We start from the raw sequence: 19,829 nt of genomic DNA on the forward strand, positions 1-19,829 counted from the left end.
GGGCGTGCCGATCCGTTCCGCTTTATTCGCTCTGCTGGTTGTACAGGCCGTCCATGGCCTGGAGAAGCGGCGCGGGGTACGAACCCGACCCCGCGTCACTCCGCTGCCCGCCCCACGACGCCTGCCACGCGCCGGTCGAGGTCGTCCGCATCGCGGTGTGACTCAGCGTCCCGCCGTCCGCGTTCTTGTCATAGACCGCCCAATGATGGGCAGTGCGCTTGTTGGTCGCCGAATCGACGCCGACCGTGTCGTCATGACTTGAGGCGAGGAAGGTGTAGTCCGTGCCCATCTGGGAGAGTGGCTGCTTCGACAGCCAGCTCAGGAAGCCGCTGCCCGGGCGCATGTCGCTGCACTGCTCGTGGGTGATGGCGCACGCGGTCACCAGCGCGCTGCCGATGCCCAGGTGCGGCGTGGAGAGCGTGACCATGTCCTCGATGTACAGGTACGGGGGCCAGCCGCTGGGCCACCCGGCCGCGCCGATGTTGTTCAGATCGACATTCAGCCCGCTCAGGTCGGGCGGCGTCTTGCCCACGCCGTACCTGTTGACGCCCTCGATCGCGGCCTTGGCGACCAGGCCGCCCATGGAGTGCGCCACGACGTCGATCGCCGTGTCATGGCTGGAGTAGAAGTAGTACACGGTCCACGCGAACTGGCGGCCGATCTCCTGGATGCGGGAGTCGGTGGTGCCCTGATATCTGATGTCGCAGTTGGTGGCCTTGTTGTAGTAGCCGAACGTGCGGACCTCGCCCCAGCCGTTGGCGTTCAGCAGGTTCTTGGCGTCCTTCCAGCTGCTGGCGCAGTTGGTGTCGGCCTCACGGTCGAAGCCGTGGACCAGGAGGGTGACCCGCTGCCCGTCCTCGCGCGCGGGCGCGGCGGAGGCGGCCGGTGCGGTGGCGATGAGGGCGGCCGCGACCAGGACCCCGACCAGGGGCAGGGATAAGCCGGATCTGACTAGTCTGTGCATCCACGCGCTCCGTTTCCGTGAGGTCGGAAGCACGGTAAAGCGCGGGCGATCATCCGCGAATCGGTCGGCGCGCGGCGCCTCGCCGGTCATGCGGGCTCGCGACTAAGTAGCCGCGGTCACTCACCTAGGTCGAGGTCGCCGAGCTGGGCTCGGGAAGCCACACCGAGCTTGGGAAACGCTTTGTACAAATGATGTCCCACCGTACGCGGGCTGAGGAACAGCCGCGCGCCGATCTGCCGATTGGAAAGCCCCGTCGCCGCCAGCCGTACCACCTGACGCTCTTGCGGCGTCAGCCGGTCGAGCAGGCCGCCGCTCCTGGACACGGCCGCCTCGCCGGCCGCCTCCAGCTCGCCGTGGGCGCGGCGGGCCCACGGCGCGGCGCCGAGCGCGTCGAAGGCCTCGAAGGCGGCGCGCAGCCGCCGCCGCGCGTCAGAACGGCAGTGCGCGCGCCTGAGCCACTCGCCGTACAGCAGCTCGTTGCGCGCCTGCTGGAACGGCTGGTCAGCGGGTACGGCCACGGCCCGCGCGAAGTGCCTGCCCGCCTCGTCACCCTCGGCCAGCAGCCCCCTGAGCCGGGCGGCGACCGCGTTCGCCCACGGGCGCTCCACGACGGCCGCCCAGCCCGCGAACCTGGCCGCCGCCCCCTCCGCCAGATCCGCCCGCCCGGCGCGGACCGCCGCCTCGACCAGATCGGGCGCCGCGCAGAGCGCGACCACGGGATGGCGGTGCCCCGCCGCCTGGAGATGGTCGAGAGCGGCCCCGGCCCTGCCTTGGCCCAGCTGGGACAGACCGAGCGCCCAGGCGGCGAGCGCCCTGGTGGCCTCGACGTCGCCGTCCGCCTTCGCGGCCAGCTCCAGGCAGCGCTCCTCGGCACCGCCGACGGCGGCCAGCCAGGCCAGCAGCCCGTGCAGATGCCCGGCCCGATGGGCCTGGTGGATGTCGGAGGCGACGGTCAGGGCCTCGGACGCGGCGGCCGACGCCTCGCGGTGCCTGCCGCGCAGCATCTGGGCCTGCGCGAGCAGCGCCAGCGCCTGGGGGAGCAGGCCGATCAGGCCGCGCTCGCGGCAGCGCGCGACCAGCGACTCGGCCAGCCCGTGGGCCGTGACCTCGTCGCCCGAGACGATGCTCAGGGAGGCGGCGAGGGGCAGCAGGTCGGGGGAGTCGCGCGCTAGCTGGGCGGCCGCGCGGATGGGGGAGAGTTCAACCACGGCCTGGCCCTCCACGAGCCGCGCCATGACCGCCATTCCGGCGGCGAGCACCCCGGGCCTTTGGGGTAGCGGCTGCGGCCCTTCCGGCTGCGGCGGTTGCGGCCCTTTTGGGAGCGGCAGTGCGAGTGCGCCGAGTCGGTGGTCGGCGTCGTGGGCGAGCTCGGGGTCGGCGGCGAAGGAGGCGTAATGGATCGCCTCGGCCAGCATGCGGGCCGCGAGCGCGGGGTCGGCGGTCCGTACGTGCTCCGCGCCCTCGGCCAGGATCCGGCCCGCCGCGCTCGGCGAGCCCTGCTCCACCACCACGCAGGCACGTACCTGGGCCAGGCAGGCGAGCTCGGCCGGGGTCGTAGCGAGTGTCGTGGTGAGCGGCGCCGCCCGGTCGGCCAGCCCGGCGGCCCGCTTCAGCTGACCCGCCTGGACCGCCAGCTCCGCCGCCGCGATCAGCCTGCGCGCCGTGCGGGCGGTGTCGGCGGTGAGATCGGCGGCCCGCTCGTACGCCACGGACGCGGCGGCCGTGCCCTGCCGGTCGCGCGCCCGTAAGGCGGCGCGCTCCAGTTCCCCGGCGACCCTCTCGTCAGGGCCGGTCGCGGCGGCGGCCCGATGCCAGGCCCGCCGATCGGCCCGCGCCTGGCCGTCGAGCGATTCGGCCGCCCGATCGTCCAGGAGCGGCGTCATCCGGCCGTCCAGGGGTCTGCCCATGGGGTCGCCCAGACACCTGCCCGTCTGGTCGCTCAGCGACTCCGCCAGCGCTAGGTGGGCCGCGACCCGGCGGAAGTACGGCGCGCCGCGGTAGGCCGCGCTCCTGATCAGCGGGTGCCGGAACGACAGCCCGGCCGCCGAGAGCTCGATCAGCTCCTCGCGTTCGGCCAGCGCCAGGTCCGCGACCGTCGCGCCGAGACGGGCGGCGGCCCGCAGGATCAGGTCCAGATCCCCGGTGTCGTCGGCCGCCGCGACGAGCAGTGCCGCCCTGGCCGGCTCGGGGAAGCGGTCGATGTAAGCCTCGAACGTGGTCCGCACCCGGTCCGACAGCGGCCCCGACTCGCCCGCGAACGGCAGCGGGCTCAACCGGCCCGCCCGCTGCTCAGGGGTCAGTACGGCGGCGAACTCGATCAGCGCCAGCGGGTTACCCGCCGCCTCGTCGAGGACCCGGCGCCGCACCTGCGGCGCCAGATCGCGAGCCCGATCGGCCAGAAACTCCGCGGCCACCGCCGCCTCCAGCCTGCCCAGCCGCAGCTCGGGCACCCCGTGGGTGGCCAGCGCCTCCAGGCGCGACGGTGTCACTTGGGGCGTGGCCTCTCGGTGCTGCGAGATCATTCCGGGCGTGGCCATCGCTCCACGGCGCGGGGTGGCCGCGCCCTCCCGGAGGGCGAACAGCATGACCACGCCCTCGGCGTCGAGCCGCCTGGCCGCGAACAGCAGCGCGTCGGCGGAGGCGTCGTCGAGCCACTGCGCGTCGTCGACCAGGCACAGGATCGGCCCGTCGCCCGCCAGATCGGACAGCAGCGTGAGCGCGGCCAGTCCGACGAGGAACCGGTCGGCCACCTCGGCGGGCGCCGCCCCGATCGCACCGCGCAACGCCGCCGCCTGGCCGGGCGGCAACCGCTCGGCATACCCGAGCACCGGCCGCAGGAGCAGATGGAGAGCGGCGAACGGCAGCTCGGTCTCCGACTCCACCCCCAGCGTGCGGAGCACCGGCCAGCCGGCGGCCCGCCCGGCGGCGTAGCCGAGGAGCGCCGACTTGCCGATGCCGGTCTCGCCCTTGACGACGACCGCGCCGCTGCGTCCGGCTCGGGCGGCGGCGAGCAGCGCGTCGATCTCAGCCTGCTCGGCGCCGCGTCCGTACAACATCTGGCCTCCCGACGATCAAGTCAGGGAGTCAGTATGGAACCTCGACAAGCCAGGAAGGAGTAAGACGGAGGCGTCATCGCGGACGTTATCCGCAGTTGTCCCACTTCGCACGGCCCCCGCTGGCGACGGCCGGGTCGTGGCCGAGCGGCTTGATCGTGCCCCAGAACTTCACGCACCTGCCCTGAGCCCAGTACTTCACCGGCCCCGCGTAGGACTTGAAGTTGCCGCGGTCGGAACGCACGATCGGGCTCTGCTTCGTGTCCTTGATCGGCTTGGCCATGATCGTGAGCTCGGCGGTGACCGGGGTCTTCGTGCCGACGAAGCTCGACTTGATGGTGACCACGCAGTTGTAGCCGTTGCCGCGGTTGTAGAGCAGGTAGACCGTGCCGTACCGGCGGCCGCTCGAGGTCTTGACCGGCTGCGTGCCGCCGGTGATGCGCGCGTAACCGGAGCCGCAGATGCTCTCCGGGCTGGCGGCCGCGGCGGCATTCGCCGGGCTCGTTATGACACCGCTGAGGCAGAGTGCCGCCGTAAAGATTGCCGCCTTTGTCGGCATTCTCACCTGATTGTCCCTTCATAGGCCACTTTACTAATGATCTCGACAAGCATGCCCGAAACTTGGTTATCGGTCCAGGCTCTAGCGATTAACGGTGGGTGTCGGCCCATGCGCGGGTGTGATGTCAGCGCGGCTCAGTCGCCTTGCCGTTCGTGGGCTGCCTGGGCGGCGAGGATGGCGCTCGCGTGATCCCGGATCCAGTCGGACAGCGCCTGGAGGGGCTCGGTGATCCCCTGGCCGAGGTCGGTCAGCGCGTAGCTGACCTGCGGCGGAGTGGAGGGCGTGACGGTGCGCAGGACGAAGCCGTCGCGAACCAGCGTGCGCAACGTCTGGGAGAGCATCTTCTCGCTGATCCCCTCGATCTTGGCGCGTAGCTCGTAGAACCGCAGCGGCCGCTCGCGCATCGCCGTCAGGACCAGCACTCCCCAGCGGCTGGTCACATGATCGAGCACCATGCGCGCCGGGCAGTCTCTGTGAAAAGCGTCACTCACCCGTCACTCCCTGCCTCTGTGATCTGAAAGCCGACCCGTTAGTAAGGGACGAACTCCAAGGTACGTACTTACTTTCAGAAAGCCCAAAACCTATCGTCAGCCCCGATACCCAGGCAACGGAGGCATGACATGCAACGCATCGCCCTCATCACCGGCGCGGGCCGCGGCATCGGGGCCGCGACCGCCCTCGAACTGGGCCGGCGCGGGTTCCACGTGATCGTCAACTATCACCGCGACGTGGCGGCGGCCGCCTCGGTGGCGGCGGAGATCGCGGCGAGTGGCGGCAGCGCGCAGGCCGTTCAGGCGGACGTGTGCGAACCCGGCCAGGTGGCCGACCTGGTGGCCGCCTGCGAGCGGGTCGACGCGCTCGTCTGCAACGCCAACATCAGCCCGCCCTTCGCGCCGCTGACCGAGCTGTCCTGGCCGGACTTCTCGGGCAAGGTCATCGGGGAGCTGTCAGCCGTCTTCCACATCACCCGGCAGGTCCTCGACCTCATGCGGAAGCAGGGCGAGGGCCGGATCGTCTACGTCTCCAGCCTCAGCGCCGACCTGGTACGCCCCGGCGCCATCGCGCACGCGACCGCCAAGGCCGCGCTCAACACCTTCGCGCAGCACGTCGCCGCCGAAGCCGGCGGGTGGGGGATCGCCGTCAACACCGTGGCCCCCGCCGGCGTACGTACCGAGGGCAGCGCGGCCATGCGCACCCCTCAGACGGAAGCGGCGCTGGCCCGCCGCTCGGTCCTGGGCCGGATGCTCGACCCGTGGGATGTGGCCGCGGTGATCGGTTCGGTCATCGACGGCGGCTTCGGCGCTGTGGTGGGTGCCCACATCCCCGTGGACGCCGGCTACCGCGTCCTGCCCGGCTGAGGACAGGACGCGGTAAGGGCGTCACCTCTCGAACGCGACCGCCCGGCCCTGTCGCAGTCGGCCTTGTGACTGCCTGGCCCGTCGCAGTCGGCCTTGTGACCGGCCGGCCCGTTACAGCCGGCCGCTCTCGATGGCCTCCTTCAGTGCCACCTGGGTCTGCTGGTGGGAGGAGACGCCGTTGGTCACGGTGAAGTCGATGAGCAGGACGTTCGCCTCGAACGTGAGGTGCTCGGTCACCCGGGTCCGGCCGCCGCCCAGGTCGGTGAAGTCGATCCGCTGGTGGGTGACGACGTTGGGCATGGTCCAGGTGTCGGTCGTGTAGAAGTACTCCGCCGCGTGGACGCGCTGCTGGGCGTGCGTGTTGACGGTGACGGGCACCCCGTCGGTGACCGGGACGTCCTCGACGGCCGTGAAGTTGACGTAGCGCAGCCCGTCCTGGATGTAGTCGGCGTGGGTGGCGACGCGCTTCAGGAAGGGGTGCAGGCCGATGTGGTGGTTGATGTCGGAGTACGCCGCGAAGACGTGGTCAAGGGGGGCGTCGATGTCGATCGGGAGGTCACGGGTGACCGCGGTCCGGCCGTCCAGGGGGAGAGGGCCGGTCAGGTGCTCGTAGAACCGGTAGGTGTCCCAGGCGAGCTGCCACTGGGTGGCGAGCACCGGGTCGCTGTCGGCGCGGGCGGGGGTGCCGGTCAGGACGAGGGTCACGATGAGCAGCGGGGTGGTTAACAGGCGCAGAAGTCTCGACACGGTTACCTCATGGAGCTGAGTTCGATGGTACGAGTACCTTCTACCCAAAGATCGCCGGTTGGCGATCACTTGAGGGTGAGCGCGCCCGCGCCACCGGCCAGCACGGCGATCACCGAGAGGGTGGCCAGCGACAGGACGCTCGAGACCAGGATGGTGTCGCGGGGCAGTTCGGTGGGCCGCCCGTACTCGGCGGCGTAGACGTAGGTGTTCTGCGCGGTGGGCAGCCCGGCGAACAGGACGGCCGCGAACAGCGCGTGGCCGTCGAGATGAAGCAGGAACCGCCCGACCAGGAACGCCACCAGCGGCTGGACCAGCAGCTTGAGCGTCACCACCGGAGCGACCCGGCGCCAGGCGACGGCCGAGCCGTTCAGCGACATGCCCAGCGCGAACAACGCCAGCGGCACCGCCGCGCCGCCGAGCAGGTTAAGCGGCCGCATCACGGGTTCGGGCAGCTGCCAGCCGAGGGCGGACATGCCCAGACCGAGCACCGAGGCCACCACGATCGGCATCCGCAGCGGGGCCAGCAGGGAGGAGCGTTCGACGCCCAGGCCCAGGAAGATCAGCGGAGACATCACCAGCACCTGGAAGATCAGCACCGACACCACGAAGGTCGCGTCGTGCAGGACGTACAGGCCGATGGGGATGCCGAGGTTGCCGGCGTTGACGTAGGCCGACGACATCGCCCCGATCACCCGGTCGGGCAGCTTGCCGCGCAGCGTCACGAGCGCGAGCACGCCGACGAAGACGGTGCTGATCGCGAAGGCGAGCAGCGGCCGCGGCTGGATCTGGCTGAGCGGTGTACGGCTGAGCGTGGTGAACAGTACGGCGGGCATGGCGATGGTGAACGTGAACCCCGTGAGCGCCTGCTGGAACTGCCCGCTCGCCACCCGGAAACGCCCGGTCAGCCACCCGAGAGCGCCGATGATCCAGATGGGGGTGAACGCCGTCACTACCGTAAGCATTGGACACACCGTACCGATCGCCGAAACGCGCGCCGAGGGCGGGTCGTCCTGCGGAGTCCTGGTCAGCGGCGGGGTCGGCCGAGACGCACAAGCGCGGGCCGACCTTGATCGGTCGGCCCGCGCGATATCGGGGGGCTTACCAGCCGCCGCCGTGGAGCTGGCCGCGCACCGCGCCGCCGGGGAACTCGCCGGTGTGCAGGTTGACGTACCAGTTCTTCGGGTTGTGCTTGATCCCGCCGGCCACCTTGGCGGAGGTGCTCGCCGTGCCCGCGATGCCGTTGATCCCGGCGGGCAGGCCGTTGGCGGCGCTGAAGAAGTTCACGACCACGGGGCCGTTCTTGCCCTTCTTGCCGCGGTGGATGTGCCCGTTCGTCGGCGCGGCGATCTTCTTCCAGGCGGTGGCGAAGTGCACCTGGGTGCCCTTGACCCAGACGAGCCAGGCGGCCCGCCCGTCCTTGTCGCCGACCTTCGTACCGGGCGCCGGGACCTCCTGGCGGCCGTCGGCCGAGGCGGTGAGGGTGGAGCGTGAGCCGTTCGCCAGCACCGACTCGAGCGCCACCGGGTGGATCTTGTAGAGCTGGGCGCGGACGGCGCCGCCGGGGAACTCGCCGGTGTGCAGGTTGGCGTACCACTTCTTGGGGTTGCTCGTGATCCGGTTGAGCAGGCCGGAGTCGCTGACCTTGACGGTCCCCTTCACGGCGCTCAGGCTGCCGGGCAGCGCCTCGCCGAAGAACGGGATCTTGACGTCGCCGTTCTTGCCCGCCTTGCCCTGGTGGATGTGGAACGCGGTCGGGGCGGCGATGTTCTGCCAGCGGATGGCGTAATCGACCTGGTTGCCATGGATACGGAACACGGCGATGGCGCTGCCGTTCTTGTCGCCGACCTTCGCGCCCGCCGCGGGCACCTCGTTCTTGCCCTGCAGCGAGGCGGCCAGGTAGACATCGGAGCTCGTACTCGCCTGCGCCGCGGTGGGCGCGAGGCCACCTGCGACCAGAGCGGTAGCGAGAACCAGGCCGGGGACGGTGAGGATGCGCTTCGTCATGATGACCCTTTCAAGCGCCTCGAGGGTGAGGCTCATAGCTGTGTTGACGCACGGTTGTACGGGGTGCGGCAGCAGCCGGGTTCAACGACGGAACGTGTAGAAATACGCATTGGAAAAGCGCCCAAGATGTTGATTTACCTTGTAAAGGCGTACGCTGCTTATAGCGATCTTGTGGGGCCGGAGATCCGATCTGACTAAGCCGCGTAGACGGGCGCGAGGTCGATGAAGATGCGGTAGTCCGAGATCAGTCCGTCGTCACGAGTGCGCCAGATGGACACGGCCGCGACGCTGACGTCCTTGCCGTCGAGCCGCCGGTAGGTGACCTCGGTCTCGGCGATGGTGTCGGCGTCCACCTGCCAGCTCCTGACGATCCGGTGCCGCAGGCCGCCGATGGTGGAGAAGAACGTCCGCAGCCCGGCGGCGATGGCCGCGCGCCCCACCGTCGGCTCGGCGTTGCCGAACACCAGCGTGGCGTCCTCGGTCAGCAACTGGGCGAACTTGTCGGGGTCGAATGTGTCGACCACCTGGAAAACGCGTCGCGCCACATCGTCGGACATGTCGATCGTTCCTTACGTGGTCGTCGGGGCCGCTGGTGAGGACGATACGGAATCAAGCGCCATGCGCAACTGTCACGAAGGTGGTTGTCTCGTCGCCGGGTGAATCGGCTGATCGTTCGCCGCGAATTCCCGGCTCCTGGTGAATAACGGATAGGCGATCTATGTTTGGTCTGATCGTGCGACCCTCAAAAAGATGTTCGCCAAGGAGATGTTCACGGTGAAGAGACTTCTCGAAGGAACCCCATTACGCACCGGTGTCGTCGCGGCCGTCGCGCTGGCCGGTGGCCTGCTGACCGCTTCCCCGGCCGCCGCCACCGTGGCCGACGAGCGTACCGTCGCTTCGGTTTCTCAGACGGCCGATTCGGCCGCCGCTTCGCGTCCTCGCAATGGCAAGATCCTTTACGACCGCGTCAGTGGCGGCCAGGGCACGCTCAAGATCAAGAACGGCACCTCCAGGGACGGCGTCGTCACGCTGGTCAAGGGCAGGACCAAGGCGATCAGCATCTACGTACGCGCCAGATCCAGCGCCAGCGTCAGGGACGTCAGGGACGGGACGTACCGGGTCTACTTCACCACCGGCTCCCGGTTCAGGGTGTCGAAGGGCAGGTTCAGCCAGAGCGCCGTGTACCAGCGGTTCAACGATCGGCTGAGGTTCACCACGACCGCCACCTCAAGGAGCGTCTGGACTCTGACCCTCAACCCGGTCAGGGGCGGCAACGCGCGGACCACCTCGATCAACCCCAAGGACTTCCCGGCGTGAGCGCGCGGCCGGCCGTCAGGGCGCAAGGCGGCCACCGGAGCGCCTGAGCTGCCGTGAGATCCTTCTTTCGTGACGACGACCGAGCCCGCCGAGCCGACCCCGCGCCGTGGTCGTGGCCGTCCCGGCTACGACCAGGCCGCGATCCTGCGCACCGCCGTGGAGCTGTTCAACCGCAAGGGGTACGACGCCACGAGCATGGGAGACCTGGCCAAGGAGCTCGGACTGACGAAGCCGGCCATCTACCACCACGTCACGAGCAAGGAGCAACTGCTCAGCCAGGCATTGGACGACGCTCTCGACGAGCTCACCGCCGTCGTGACCGCGGCCGCTCGCGATCGGGCCGGGGCGACGGCGTACGAACGCCTGCGTGAGGTGGTGCGGCGCAGCGTCGAGGTGCTCGTGGCACACCAGCCTTCCGTCACGCTCCTGCTCCGGGTGCGCGGCAACAGCGGGATCGAGCTGGCCGCCCTGGAGCGGCGTCGCTGGCTCGACGACCGCCTCGCCGCGCTCGTCGCGGACGCCGTCGCGGAGGGCTCGCTGCGCGACGACGTACCGCCGACGCTCGTGAGCCGGCTGCTGTTCGGCATGGTGAACTCGCTGGTCGAGTGGTATCGCCCGGACGGTGTGTACGACGCGGCGACGGTCGCCGACGCCATCACGGTCATCGCCTTCGACGGCTTGGCCCGCCACCAACCCTGAACTCCCCGCGCGACCCGCCGACACTGAAGTCTCAGCCCACGCGACCGACACTGAAGTCTCAGCCCGCGCGACCGCGCCCACCTCAGCGCCTGCCTGCTCACCACACATAAAAGCCCTGGCCCGTCTTGCGGCCCAGATGCCCGGCGGCCACGAGGCCGCGCAGGATCCGCGGCGGTTCGAAACGGGGTCCCAGCTCGCGCGCCAGGTGTTCGGCGATCGCGAGCCGCACGTCGAGTCCGACCACGTCGGTGGTCCGCAGCGGTCCCATCGGGTGGCGGTAGCCGAGTGTCATCGCCGTGTCTATGTCGGCCGCGCTCGCGACGCCCTCCTCCAGCATTCGCATCGCCTCGAGCGCGAGGCAGACGCCGAGGCGGCTGCTCGCGAAACCCGGCGAGTCCGCGACGGTGATCGGCGTCTTGCCGAGGGCCGTCACCCACTCCTGAGCCCGCGTCACGAGCGCCGGCTCGGTGTGAGGCCCGGTGACGATCTCGACGAGGTCGCTCACCGGGACGGGGTTGAAGAAGTGCAGCCCGAGAAAGCGGCCCGGCGAGGCCAGAGCGGCGGCGAGCCCGCCGATCGACAGGCTGCTGGTGTTCGAGGCGAGCACCGCGTCCGGCGCCCGCCGCTCGACCAGGGCGAGCACCTCGGTCTTGAGCGCCGCGTCCTCCGGAACCGCCTCGACGACGAGCTCGCACGGGGCCAGGTCGCCCGGATCGGTGGTCGTCCGCAGCCGGGCCAGGGCGTCCGGGAGCGGGATCTCGAGCTTGCCTTTGGCGTGGGCCTTGGCCAGGCTGTCGCCCACCCGGGCGTTGGCCTGGTCAGCCGCTTCGGGGCCGTTCTCCACGACGATCACGTGGCTGCCCGAGGCCAGGAACGCGTGCGCGATCCCGGACCCCATCCGCCCACCGCCGAAGACACCCACCGTCCGTGGCAGGGCACCACTGGTCGCGTACTGCGTCTGCGTCTGCGCCTGGGCGTCGCCGGTCATGAGCTTCGCTCCTGTCGCCGGTTCAGGAATGCCGTCATGCGGGTGTGTTTCTCCTCCGTCTCGAACAGGACCGCCTGCGCGACGTCGTCGACGAACGGGTGCGCGGCCCGCGGGGCGTGGAAGACGGCCTTGGTCAGCCGCGTCGCCAACGGTGCCCGCGCGGTGATGCGGTCGGCGAGCCGATGTCCCGCGGCCAGCAGGTCTTCGGGCTCCACGACGTCGTTGAGCAGGTACACGGCCCGCGCCTCCTCAGCCGTGAGAACACGGCCCGCGAGCAGAATCTCCTTGGCCAGGGGTTCCCCGACGAGCTCGGCGAGGCGCCAGGCCGCGCCGGCCGCCGCGACGATGCCGAGGTCCGTCTCCGGGTTGCCGATCCGCGCGCGCGGCGTGCCGATGCGGAAGTCGCAGGCGTACGCGAGCTCGGCCCCGCCGCCCAGGGCGTACCCGTCGATGAGGGCCACGGTCGGCATCGGCAGCCGGTGGATGCGGTCGAAGATCTTCGAGTTGATGCCCCGCAGCGCGTCGTCCCGGTTCCGCTCGCGGAGCTGGGCGATGTCCGCTCCGGCCGCGAAGGCCGGGCCCTCGCCGGTCAGGAGTACGACGCGCGGCTCCTCTTCGACGGCGGCGCACGCCTGGTGGAGCGCGGCGACCAGCTCGCGGTCGATCGCGTTGCGGACCTCGGGCCTGTTGAGCCGCCACACGACCCGGTCGGCCCCTTCCTCGACGATCAGCGTCATGGCCGCTCCACCAGGAGAGCGCTGCCCTGGCCGACACCGACGCACATGGTCGCCAGCCCGCGCCGGCCGCCGGAGCGTTCGAGCCGGCCGAGCAGGGTGACGAGAATCCGGGCCCCGGACGCGCCCAGCGGGTGCCCGAGGGCGATGGCTCCGCCGTCGGCGTTGACCACGTCGAGGTCGAGCCCGAGATCGCGGACGCAGGCGAGGGACTGCGCGGCGAACGCCTCGTTGAGCTCCACGGCGTCGAGGTCGTCCACGCTCCACCCGGTGCGCTCGAGCACCTTGCGGGTCGCCGGGACCGGGCCGATCCCCATGATCTCCGGCGGCACTCCGGCGTTCGCCGCCGCCACGAGCCGGGCCCGCGGGGTCAGGCCGGACTGTTCGAGGAAGCGCTCGCTCACCACGACGACGGCCGCGGCGCCGTCGTTGAGCGAGCTGGAATTGCCGGCGGTGACGACCCCGTCAGGACCGTTGACCGGTCGCAACCGGGCCAGCCGCTCCAGGCTCGTGTCCGGCCGCGGCCCCTCGTCGACGTCGACGACGCCTGCGCCGACCGGTACGGGGACGATCTCGTCGGTGAACCAGCCCTCCTTGATCGCCGCGACGGCCCGCTCGTGGGAGCGCAGCGCGAACGCGTCGAGCTCGTCGCGGGTCAGACCCCAGCGCCGCGCCACCGTCTCGGCGGTCTGCGGCATGGAGGCGGTCGTCGCGGCGTCGAAACGGGGGTTGGTGAACCGCCAGCCGATCGAGGTGTCGAAGGACGCACCCGGCTTGGCGAACGCCTTGGCCGGTTTCTCGGTCACCCACGGCGCCCGGGTCATCGACTCCACCCCGCCCGCGACGACGACATCGACGTCACCCGCCGCGATGAGGGCGCGCGCCGTCGCGACCGCGGTGAGGCCGGAGGCGCAGAGCCGGTTGACCGTGAAGCCGGGCACCGTGTCGGGCAGGCCCGCCAGGAGAGCGGCCATCCGGGCGACGTTGCGGTTGTCCTCGCCGGCCTGGTTGGCCGCGCCGAAGACCACCTCATCGACGAGACCAGGGTCGATGTCCGCCCGTGCGACGGCCTCACCCACGACGAGGGCGGCGAGATCGTCGGGGCGGACGTGGGCCAGCGCGCCGCCGTAGCGGCCTATCGGCGTCCGTACGCCGGAGACGACGAAGGCTTCGGTCACGAAGAGCTCCTGTGATCGGGAAACGCAGAGAACATCGGACAGTGAAAGCGAAGGTCAGGCGTCGTAGTCGACCGTAACGTTCTCGCTGACGGGAAACGTCTGGCAGGTGAGCACGAACCCGGCCGCCACCTCGGACTCTTCGAGGGCGTAGTTACGGCGCATGTCCACCTCACCCTCGCGAACGACCGCGCGGCACGTCCCGCAGACCCCACCCTTGCAGGCGAACGGCAGGTCGGCCCGCGTCGCCTGGGCGCCGTCGAGGAGCGTCGTCTCCCGGGAGACGGTAGAGGTCGTACGCAGGCCGTCGAGCACCGTCGTCAGCACGCTGCTCGCGCCGGTCGTCATCCTGTCCGCCCGCCGCGGCGGTGGCGGGGGCGCGTCGGCATAGAAGAGTTCGACGTGGACGTTCCGCGCGGGGACGGCGAGTTCGGTGAGTACGGTCCGCGCGTCCTCGACCATGCGCAGCGGCCCGCACAACCAGACGTGATCGAACGTCTCAACCGGAACCAGCTGGGTGAGCAGGCGACGCAGCCGGTCGCCGTCGAGCCGCCCCGAGAACAACTCGACCTCGCGTGGCTCGCGCGACAGCACGTGGACGACCTGGAGCCGAGGTCCGTACCGGTTCTTCAGGTCGCCGAGTTCCTCCGCGAACATCACGGTACGGCTCGTCCGGTTGCCGTACAGAAGCGACACCCGGGCGCCGGGATGGGCCAGCACCGTGGAGGCGACCGACAGCATCGGGGTGATGCCCGACCCGGCGGCTATGCACAGGTGCCGCTCTCCCAGCGCCGGGTCGGCCCGCCACGAGCCGGTCGGGGCCTGCACCTCGATCCGCGTTCCCGGCACCACCTCGTGGACGAGCCAGGAGGAGAAGAGCCCGTCCGGTATCTCGCGGACCCCGATACGCGGCGGGGCGCCGGCCGGTGCGCAGATCGAGTAGGACCGCCGGTGCTCCTGACCGTCCACGAAGCGGCGGAGGGTGAGCGACTGCCCGGCCCGGAAGTCGTACACCTCGCGCAACTCCTCCGGCACCGCGAACGTGATCGCCACGGCGTCCTCGCACAGGTGGTCGACCGCCGCCACGGTCAGCTGGTGGAAAGCGGCGGACGCCCGGGTCGTCGCGCGGCCGGGCGCGAGCGTGCTCATCTCATATCTCCTTGACATGCTCGAACGGCTCAAGGCAGTCGGTACAGCTGTAGAGGGCCTTGCAGGCGGTGGCGCCGAATTCGGAGACCAGGCGGGTGGCCGTCGAAGCGCAGCGCGGACAGGCCGGGGCGAGCCGCCGCGGCCCGAGCGTGAGCGCCACCGGCCCGCTCTGCCGACGGGCGGGGCCGGGGGCCGACAGCCCGGCCTCCCGCAGGGCGGCCCGTCCCCGCTCGGAGATCCAGTCGCTCGACCAGGGCGGATCGAGCACGACACGCACCTCGACATGGGGGAATCCCGCGTCGGTCAACCGATGGACCAGGTCGTCGCGCATGGTGCCCATGGCCGGGCAGCCGGTGTAGGTAGGGGTGATCGAGGCGACCACGACCTCGTCGCCGTCCGCTGTCCGCTCGACGTCGACACCGCGCAGCACACCGAGATCGGCGAGGGTCAGCATCGGCATCTCGGGATCACGCACCTGCCCGGCGACCTCGACGGCCCGCTCTCGGCCACTCACGGGCACCCCCTCAAACCCGGCGGCTCGCTCTTGGGCGGTCACCAGCGCCCGCTCGGGTGTGCGCGTGCGACCACCTGCATCTCGGCGAGCAAGCCGCTGAAAGCCTCGGTGTGCGTGCCGTGCCGCCCGCCGTCGCCCGTCAGGGGCGGACGGTCCGGGCGGACGACGCCGCTCATGGCGAGCACCTGGTCGAGGATGCCGTCCACCTCAGCGCGGACGGTCGCGGGGTCGACACCGACCCCGGCCCGCGCGAGCGAGCGCTCGACGGGGTGCGTGGCGACCAGTTCCGGCTGGTACGGCCACAGGTCGCCGAGGGCGGTGATGAGTCTGCGGCGCGACTCCTCGGTGCCCTGCGCCAGCGTGAGGAACCAGCGAGCCGCCCAGTCCCGGTGGTAGGTGAGCTCCTTGACGCCCTTGGCCGCCACGTGGGCCAGCACCGTGTCGGTGCTCGCGCGCAGCCGTTCCAGCAGCGCGAGCCGCGCCACCGAGAACAGCAGCAGACGTACGACGACGTGCGCGAAATCGCCGTTCGCCACCTCGGCCAGGCGCACGTTGCCGAACTGCCCGGCGTCACGGAAGAACGCCAGCGCGTCCTCCGCGGGCACCGGCGAGCCCTCCGGGAGGGCGGGCACGACGCCGGGGTCGGCGGCGGCCGCCCGCGCCAGGAGCAGGCGCGCCTGCCCGAGGAGGTCGAGGGCGATGTTCGCCAGGGCGATGTCCTCTTCGAGGTCCGGCGCCCGGCTGCACCACTCGGACAGGCGCTGCGACATGATCAGCGCGTCGTCGCCGAGCATGAGGCAGTACGCGGCGAGTTCGGCGTGGTCGACGCCCTCGGGCACGGTCGTGTCGACGCCGGCCAGCGGGTCCTCGAAATCGGTGCCGAACGCCCACTGCGCGGAATCCCCGCCGATCAGGCCGTCGAAGACGCTGCCGTGGTCGTCGCTCATGGTGGTCCGCCTTCCGGACGTGTCGGTGGATTGAAGTGGACTGGATGGATCGGGTGGCTCGGACTGGACTGAATGGTCTGGATGGCCGGAAGAGTGGTCGGCCGGGTCACATGTGCGGCACGTTCTCGGGGATCTCGTAGAACGTCGGGTGCCGGTAGACCTTGTCGCCGTTCGGCGCGAACAAGGGATCCTTCTCGTCCGGGCTGGAGGCCGTGATGGCGTCGGCCCGTACGACCCAGATGCTCACGCCCTCGTTGCGCCGCGTGTAGACGTCGCGCGCGTGCCGCAGGGCCATCGCGTCGTCCGGAGCGTGCAGCGACCCGACGTGGACGTGGTTGAGCCCGCGCTTGCTACGGACGAACACCTCGTAAAGCGGCCATTCCCGCCGGTCGGGGCTCATCGCGCACCGCCCTCGTCGGACGGGCCCACCGACGTCGAGCCGTTCGCTTCGGCGGAGCGGTTCGCGAATGCCGACGCCGCCTCGCGTACCCAGGCACCGTCCTCGTGGGCCGTCCGGCGGTGCCGCAGACGTTCGGCGTTGCACGGCCCGTCGCCGCGGATGACCGCGGCGAGCTCCGCCCAGTCCGGGTCGCCGAAGTCGTGGTGCCCGCGCTCCTCGTTCCAGCGCAGGTCGGGGTCGGGCAGCGTCACCCCGAGGGCGTCGGCCTGCGGGACCGTCATGTCGACGAAGCGTTGGCGCAGCTCGTCGTTGGAGTTGCGCTTGACGCCCCACGCCATCGACCGCGCGCTGTTGGGGGACTCGCCGTCCGGCGGCCCGAACATCATCAGCGACGGCCACCAGAACCGATCGACCGACTCCTGGACCATGGCACGCTGGGCGTCGGTGCCGCGCATCATCGTCATGAGCAGCTCGTAGCCCTGCCGCTGGTGGAAGGACTCCTCCTTGCAGATGCGGATCATGGCGCGCCCGTACGGTCCATAAGACGTGCGGCAGAGCGGCACCTGGTTGCAGATCGCGGCTCCGTCGACGAGCCAGCCGATCGTGCCGACGTCGGCGTAGGACAGCGTCGGGTAGTTGAAGATCGAGGAGTACTTCTGCCGGCCGGCCAGCAGCAGCTCGGTCAGCTCGAGGCGGGAGACGCCAAGGGTCTCGCACGCCGAGTACAGGTAGAGGCCGTGCCCGGCCTCGTCCTGCACCTTGGCCAGGAGGATCGCCTTGCGGCGCAGGGATGGGGCGCGGCCGATCCAGGCGCCCTCGGGCTGCATGCCGATGATCTCGGAGTGCGCGTGCTGGGCGATCTGGCGTACGAGCGTCCTGCGGTAGTCGTCCGGCATCCAGTCGCGGGGCTCGATCCGGTCGTTGCGCGCGATGGTCGCGTCGAACCCGGCCTGCAGCCGCTCCTCCAGTTCCGGCTCCGCCGGAGTCGTGGTCATCGTTCCTCCGAGACATCGGTGACATCGGTCGTATTTACTTATCGCTCGGTCAGTAATACCATCGCATGGGTCGGGGGTCCCGCGCAACAGGTCGCGGTGACGGGGAATGTTCTAGAGGACCGATGCCCCCCGCCAACCGCGGAACCGCAGAACCGCAGAGAGGAGACAGCGTGAGCGCGCTGCTGGAGAGCTACGCCGCCGGACGGTGGTTCCGGGCGGCGGACGACGGGCAACCTCTGCTCGACGCCGCCACGGGTGAGGAGGTCGCGCGAATCTCAAGCCGGGGGCTGGACGTCGCCGCGATGGTCCGGCACGCCCGGGACAACGGCGGACCCGCGCTGCGATCCCTGACCTTCCACGAGCGGGCGGCCCTGCTCAAGGCGCTGGCCAAGCACCTGATCGCGCGGAAGGAGGAGCTCTACGCACTGTCCGTACGGACCGGAGCCACCTCACGGGACACGATGGTCGACGTGGACGGCGGCATCGGCACCCTGTTCAGCTACGCCAGCAAGGGGGTCCGCGAGCTGCCGAACGACACGGTGTTCCTCGACGGCGGCCTCGAACGCCTGGGCAAGGGCGGCACCTTCGTCGGCCAGCACGTCTACACCTCGCGGCCGGGTGTCGCGGTGCAGATCAACGCCTTCAACTTCCCGGTCTGGGGCATGCTGGAGAAGCTGGCTCCGGCCTTCCTCGCCGGGCTGCCGTCGATCGTCAAGCCCGGGAGCCAGACCGCGTACCTCACCGAACTCGCCGTCCGGCTGATCATCGAGTCGGGGATCCTGCCCGAGGGGACGCTCCAGCTCGTCGCCGGCGGCGCGGGTGGCCTGCTCGACGAGCTGACGATCCAGGACTCCGTCGCCTTCACCGGTTCGGCGCACACGGCGGGCGTCCTGCGCCGCCACCCGAACGTGCTCGACGGCGGCGTCCTGCTCGGCGTCGAGGCCGACTCGCTCAACTGCTCGATCCTCGGGCCGGACGTGCTGCCGGATGATCCGGAGTTCGACCTGTTCGTCAAGGGCGTCGTCACCGAGATGACGGTCAAGGCGGGGCAGAAGTGCACGGCCATCCGCCGGGTGCTCGTACCCGAGGCGATGGCCGACCAGGTGGTCGACGCGCTCACCGCCCGCCTGGCGAAGGTGACCGTCGGCGACCCGCGCAACCCGGACGTACGGATGGGCCCGCTCGCCGGGCTCGCCCAGCGCGACGAGGTGCGCAAGGCCGTCGAAGCGCTCACGGCGGGTGCCGAGGTGGTCTTCGGCGACCCCGAAGGCGCGGCCCTGCTCGACGGCGACCCCGAGCGCGGCGCCTTCATGACCCCGCTCGTGCTGCGCGCGCGCCCCGGCGCCGGCGAGCCGCACGACGTGGAGCCGTTCGGCCCGGTGAGCACCGTGCTCACCTACGACGGCGTCGAGGCGGCCGTCGCCCTGGCCGCACGGGGCAAGGGGAGTCTTGTCGCCTCCGTCGTCACCCACGACCCGCAGGTCGCGCGGTCCGTCGTGCTCGGGCTGGCGCCCTGGCACGGTCGCGTCCTCGTCCTGGACAGGGACGACGCCGGGGAGTCCACCGGACACGGCTCGCCGCTGCCCGTCCTGGTCCACGGCGGCCCCGGCCGGGCCGGGAGCGGTGAGGAACTCGGCGGCATCCGAGGGGTCCTGCACCACATGCAGCGCACCGCCGTACAGGCATCCCCGGACCAGCTCACCGCGATCACCGGACGGTGGACGACGGGCGCCGCGCGCGTCGACTCCGGTGTCCACCCCTTCCGGAAGTCCCTGGCGGAGCTGCGCGTGGGCGACACGATCGCCTCCGCGCCGCGGACGGTGACGCTCGCGGACGTCGAGCACTTCGCCGAGTTCACCGGGGACACCTTCTACGCGCACACCGACGCCGCGGCCGCCGCGCGGAACCCGCTGTTCGGCGGCATCGTCGCCCACGGCTACCTCGTCGTGTCCCTGGCCGCCGGTCTCTTCGTCGACCCGGCACCCGGACCGGTCCTGGCGAACTTCGGCGTCGACGGACTCCGCTTCCTCACCCCGGTCAAGCCCGGCGACGCGATCGACGTGGCGCTGACCGTCAAGCAGATCACTCCGCGCGGCGGCGCGGACTACGGCGAGGTCCGCTGGGACGCCGTCGTGTCCAACCAGGACGGCCAGGCGGTCGCCACGTACGACGTGCTGACCCTCGTGGCGAAGACCTGGCCGGCGACGTCCGCGCCGGAGGCCTGAC

20 protein-coding genes are annotated in these 19,829 nt (G+C 70.9%); 4 read left to right on the plus strand and 16 right to left on the minus strand.

Annotated features, from left to right (window positions below; translation table 11 throughout):
* Positions 1-22: 22 nt before the first annotated feature.
* The 4 genes from ACGFJ2_RS46775 to ACGFJ2_RS46790 form a co-directional block, all read right to left on the minus strand.
* The gene (locus ACGFJ2_RS46775) at positions 23-964 is read right to left on the minus strand and encodes a hypothetical protein (RefSeq protein WP_358206237.1); all 942 of its coding nucleotides are present in this window, start codon (positions 962-964) and stop codon (positions 23-25) included.
* A gap of 116 nt (positions 965-1,080) precedes the next feature.
* On the minus strand, positions 1,081-4,020 hold the full coding sequence (locus ACGFJ2_RS46780) for an AAA family ATPase (RefSeq protein ID WP_393479659.1): 2,940 nt from the start codon (positions 4,018-4,020) through the stop codon (positions 1,081-1,083).
* 85 nt (positions 4,021-4,105) lie between these two features.
* Positions 4,106-4,582 carry a hypothetical protein gene (locus tag ACGFJ2_RS46785; RefSeq protein ID WP_393479663.1) on the minus strand — a complete coding sequence of 159 codons (477 nt, stop codon included), beginning with the start codon at positions 4,580-4,582 and terminating at the stop codon, positions 4,106-4,108.
* Between the two features lie 128 nt (positions 4,583-4,710).
* Positions 4,711-5,067, minus strand: a complete 357-nt coding sequence (locus ACGFJ2_RS46790; protein ID WP_357952065.1) for a helix-turn-helix domain-containing protein — start codon at positions 5,065-5,067, stop codon at positions 4,711-4,713.
* A gap of 129 nt (positions 5,068-5,196) precedes the next feature.
* Between ACGFJ2_RS46790 and ACGFJ2_RS46795 the strand changes: the two genes are divergently transcribed.
* On the plus strand, positions 5,197-5,934 hold the full coding sequence (locus tag ACGFJ2_RS46795) for an SDR family NAD(P)-dependent oxidoreductase (protein ID WP_393479666.1): 738 nt from the start codon (positions 5,197-5,199) through the stop codon (positions 5,932-5,934).
* 111 nt (positions 5,935-6,045) lie between these two features.
* Here ACGFJ2_RS46795 and ACGFJ2_RS46800 read toward each other — a convergent pair whose 3' ends face one another.
* From ACGFJ2_RS46800 to ACGFJ2_RS46815, 4 genes are all read right to left on the minus strand, one after another.
* Positions 6,046-6,681 (minus strand): SRPBCC family protein, encoded by a 636-nt coding sequence (locus ACGFJ2_RS46800; RefSeq protein ID WP_393479669.1) that lies wholly within the window; start codon positions 6,679-6,681, stop codon positions 6,046-6,048.
* A gap of 65 nt (positions 6,682-6,746) precedes the next feature.
* Entirely contained in the window at positions 6,747-7,643 is an 897-nt protein-coding gene (locus ACGFJ2_RS46805) for an AEC family transporter (protein ID WP_357952068.1), read from the minus strand.
* Between the two features lie 136 nt (positions 7,644-7,779).
* Entirely contained in the window at positions 7,780-8,685 is a 906-nt protein-coding gene (locus tag ACGFJ2_RS46810) for a CHRD domain-containing protein (protein ID WP_393479672.1), read from the minus strand.
* Positions 8,686-8,879: 194 nt separating this feature from the next.
* Positions 8,880-9,242 (minus strand): nuclear transport factor 2 family protein, encoded by a 363-nt coding sequence (locus tag ACGFJ2_RS46815; RefSeq protein WP_357952070.1) that lies wholly within the window; start codon positions 9,240-9,242, stop codon positions 8,880-8,882.
* Between the two features lie 193 nt (positions 9,243-9,435).
* On the opposite strand from ACGFJ2_RS46815, the gene ACGFJ2_RS46820 reads away from it, so the two are divergent.
* Entirely contained in the window at positions 9,436-10,002 is a 567-nt protein-coding gene (locus ACGFJ2_RS46820; protein ID WP_393479675.1) for a hypothetical protein, read from the plus strand.
* Between the two features lie 69 nt (positions 10,003-10,071).
* A complete protein-coding gene (locus tag ACGFJ2_RS46825) occupies positions 10,072-10,701 on the plus strand; it encodes a TetR/AcrR family transcriptional regulator (protein WP_357952072.1) in 630 nt (209 codons plus the stop codon).
* Between the two features lie 97 nt (positions 10,702-10,798).
* Here the strand turns inward: ACGFJ2_RS46825 and ACGFJ2_RS46830 are convergent, their stop codons facing one another.
* The 8 genes from ACGFJ2_RS46830 to paaA form a co-directional block, all read right to left on the minus strand.
* The gene (locus ACGFJ2_RS46830) at positions 10,799-11,689 is read right to left on the minus strand and encodes a 3-hydroxyacyl-CoA dehydrogenase family protein (RefSeq protein ID WP_393479677.1); all 891 of its coding nucleotides are present in this window, start codon (positions 11,687-11,689) and stop codon (positions 10,799-10,801) included.
* The gene (locus ACGFJ2_RS46835) at positions 11,686-12,426 is read right to left on the minus strand and encodes an enoyl-CoA hydratase/isomerase family protein (RefSeq protein WP_357952074.1); all 741 of its coding nucleotides are present in this window, start codon (positions 12,424-12,426) and stop codon (positions 11,686-11,688) included. The genes ACGFJ2_RS46830 and ACGFJ2_RS46835 overlap by 4 nt, the downstream gene beginning before the upstream one ends.
* Positions 12,423-13,601 carry a thiolase family protein gene (locus ACGFJ2_RS46840; protein ID WP_357952075.1) on the minus strand — a complete coding sequence of 393 codons (1,179 nt, stop codon included), beginning with the start codon at positions 13,599-13,601 and terminating at the stop codon, positions 12,423-12,425. Before ACGFJ2_RS46840 ends, ACGFJ2_RS46835 begins: the two co-directional genes overlap by 4 nt.
* A 54-nt stretch (positions 13,602-13,655) precedes the next feature.
* Complete coding sequence (gene paaE, locus ACGFJ2_RS46845) at positions 13,656-14,747, minus strand: 1,2-phenylacetyl-CoA epoxidase subunit PaaE (RefSeq protein ID WP_357952076.1); 1,092 nt, start codon at positions 14,745-14,747, stop codon at positions 13,656-13,658.
* Position 14,748: 1 nt separating this feature from the next.
* Entirely contained in the window at positions 14,749-15,261 is a 513-nt protein-coding gene (gene paaD / locus ACGFJ2_RS46850) for a 1,2-phenylacetyl-CoA epoxidase subunit PaaD (protein ID WP_357952077.1), read from the minus strand.
* A gap of 38 nt (positions 15,262-15,299) precedes the next feature.
* Positions 15,300-16,208: a 1,2-phenylacetyl-CoA epoxidase subunit PaaC gene (gene paaC / locus ACGFJ2_RS46855; RefSeq protein ID WP_393479681.1), complete on the minus strand. Its 909-nt coding sequence runs from the start codon at positions 16,206-16,208 to the stop codon at positions 15,300-15,302.
* 106 nt (positions 16,209-16,314) lie between these two features.
* Positions 16,315-16,608, minus strand: a complete 294-nt coding sequence (paaB, locus tag ACGFJ2_RS46860) for a 1,2-phenylacetyl-CoA epoxidase subunit PaaB (RefSeq protein ID WP_357952079.1) — start codon at positions 16,606-16,608, stop codon at positions 16,315-16,317.
* On the minus strand, positions 16,605-17,603 hold the full coding sequence (gene paaA, locus ACGFJ2_RS46865; protein WP_357952080.1) for a 1,2-phenylacetyl-CoA epoxidase subunit PaaA: 999 nt from the start codon (positions 17,601-17,603) through the stop codon (positions 16,605-16,607). The genes paaB and paaA overlap by 4 nt, the downstream gene beginning before the upstream one ends.
* Before the next feature lie 170 nt (positions 17,604-17,773).
* On the opposite strand from paaA, the gene paaZ reads away from it, so the two are divergent.
* Positions 17,774-19,828, plus strand: a complete 2,055-nt coding sequence (gene paaZ, locus ACGFJ2_RS46870) for a phenylacetic acid degradation bifunctional protein PaaZ (protein WP_393479686.1) — start codon at positions 17,774-17,776, stop codon at positions 19,826-19,828.
* The last annotated feature ends 1 nt before the right edge of the window (position 19,829 follow it).

Source organism: Nonomuraea sp. NPDC049028 (assembly GCF_043197735.1).
Classification (GTDB): Bacteria; Actinomycetota; Actinomycetes; order Streptosporangiales; family Streptosporangiaceae; genus Nonomuraea.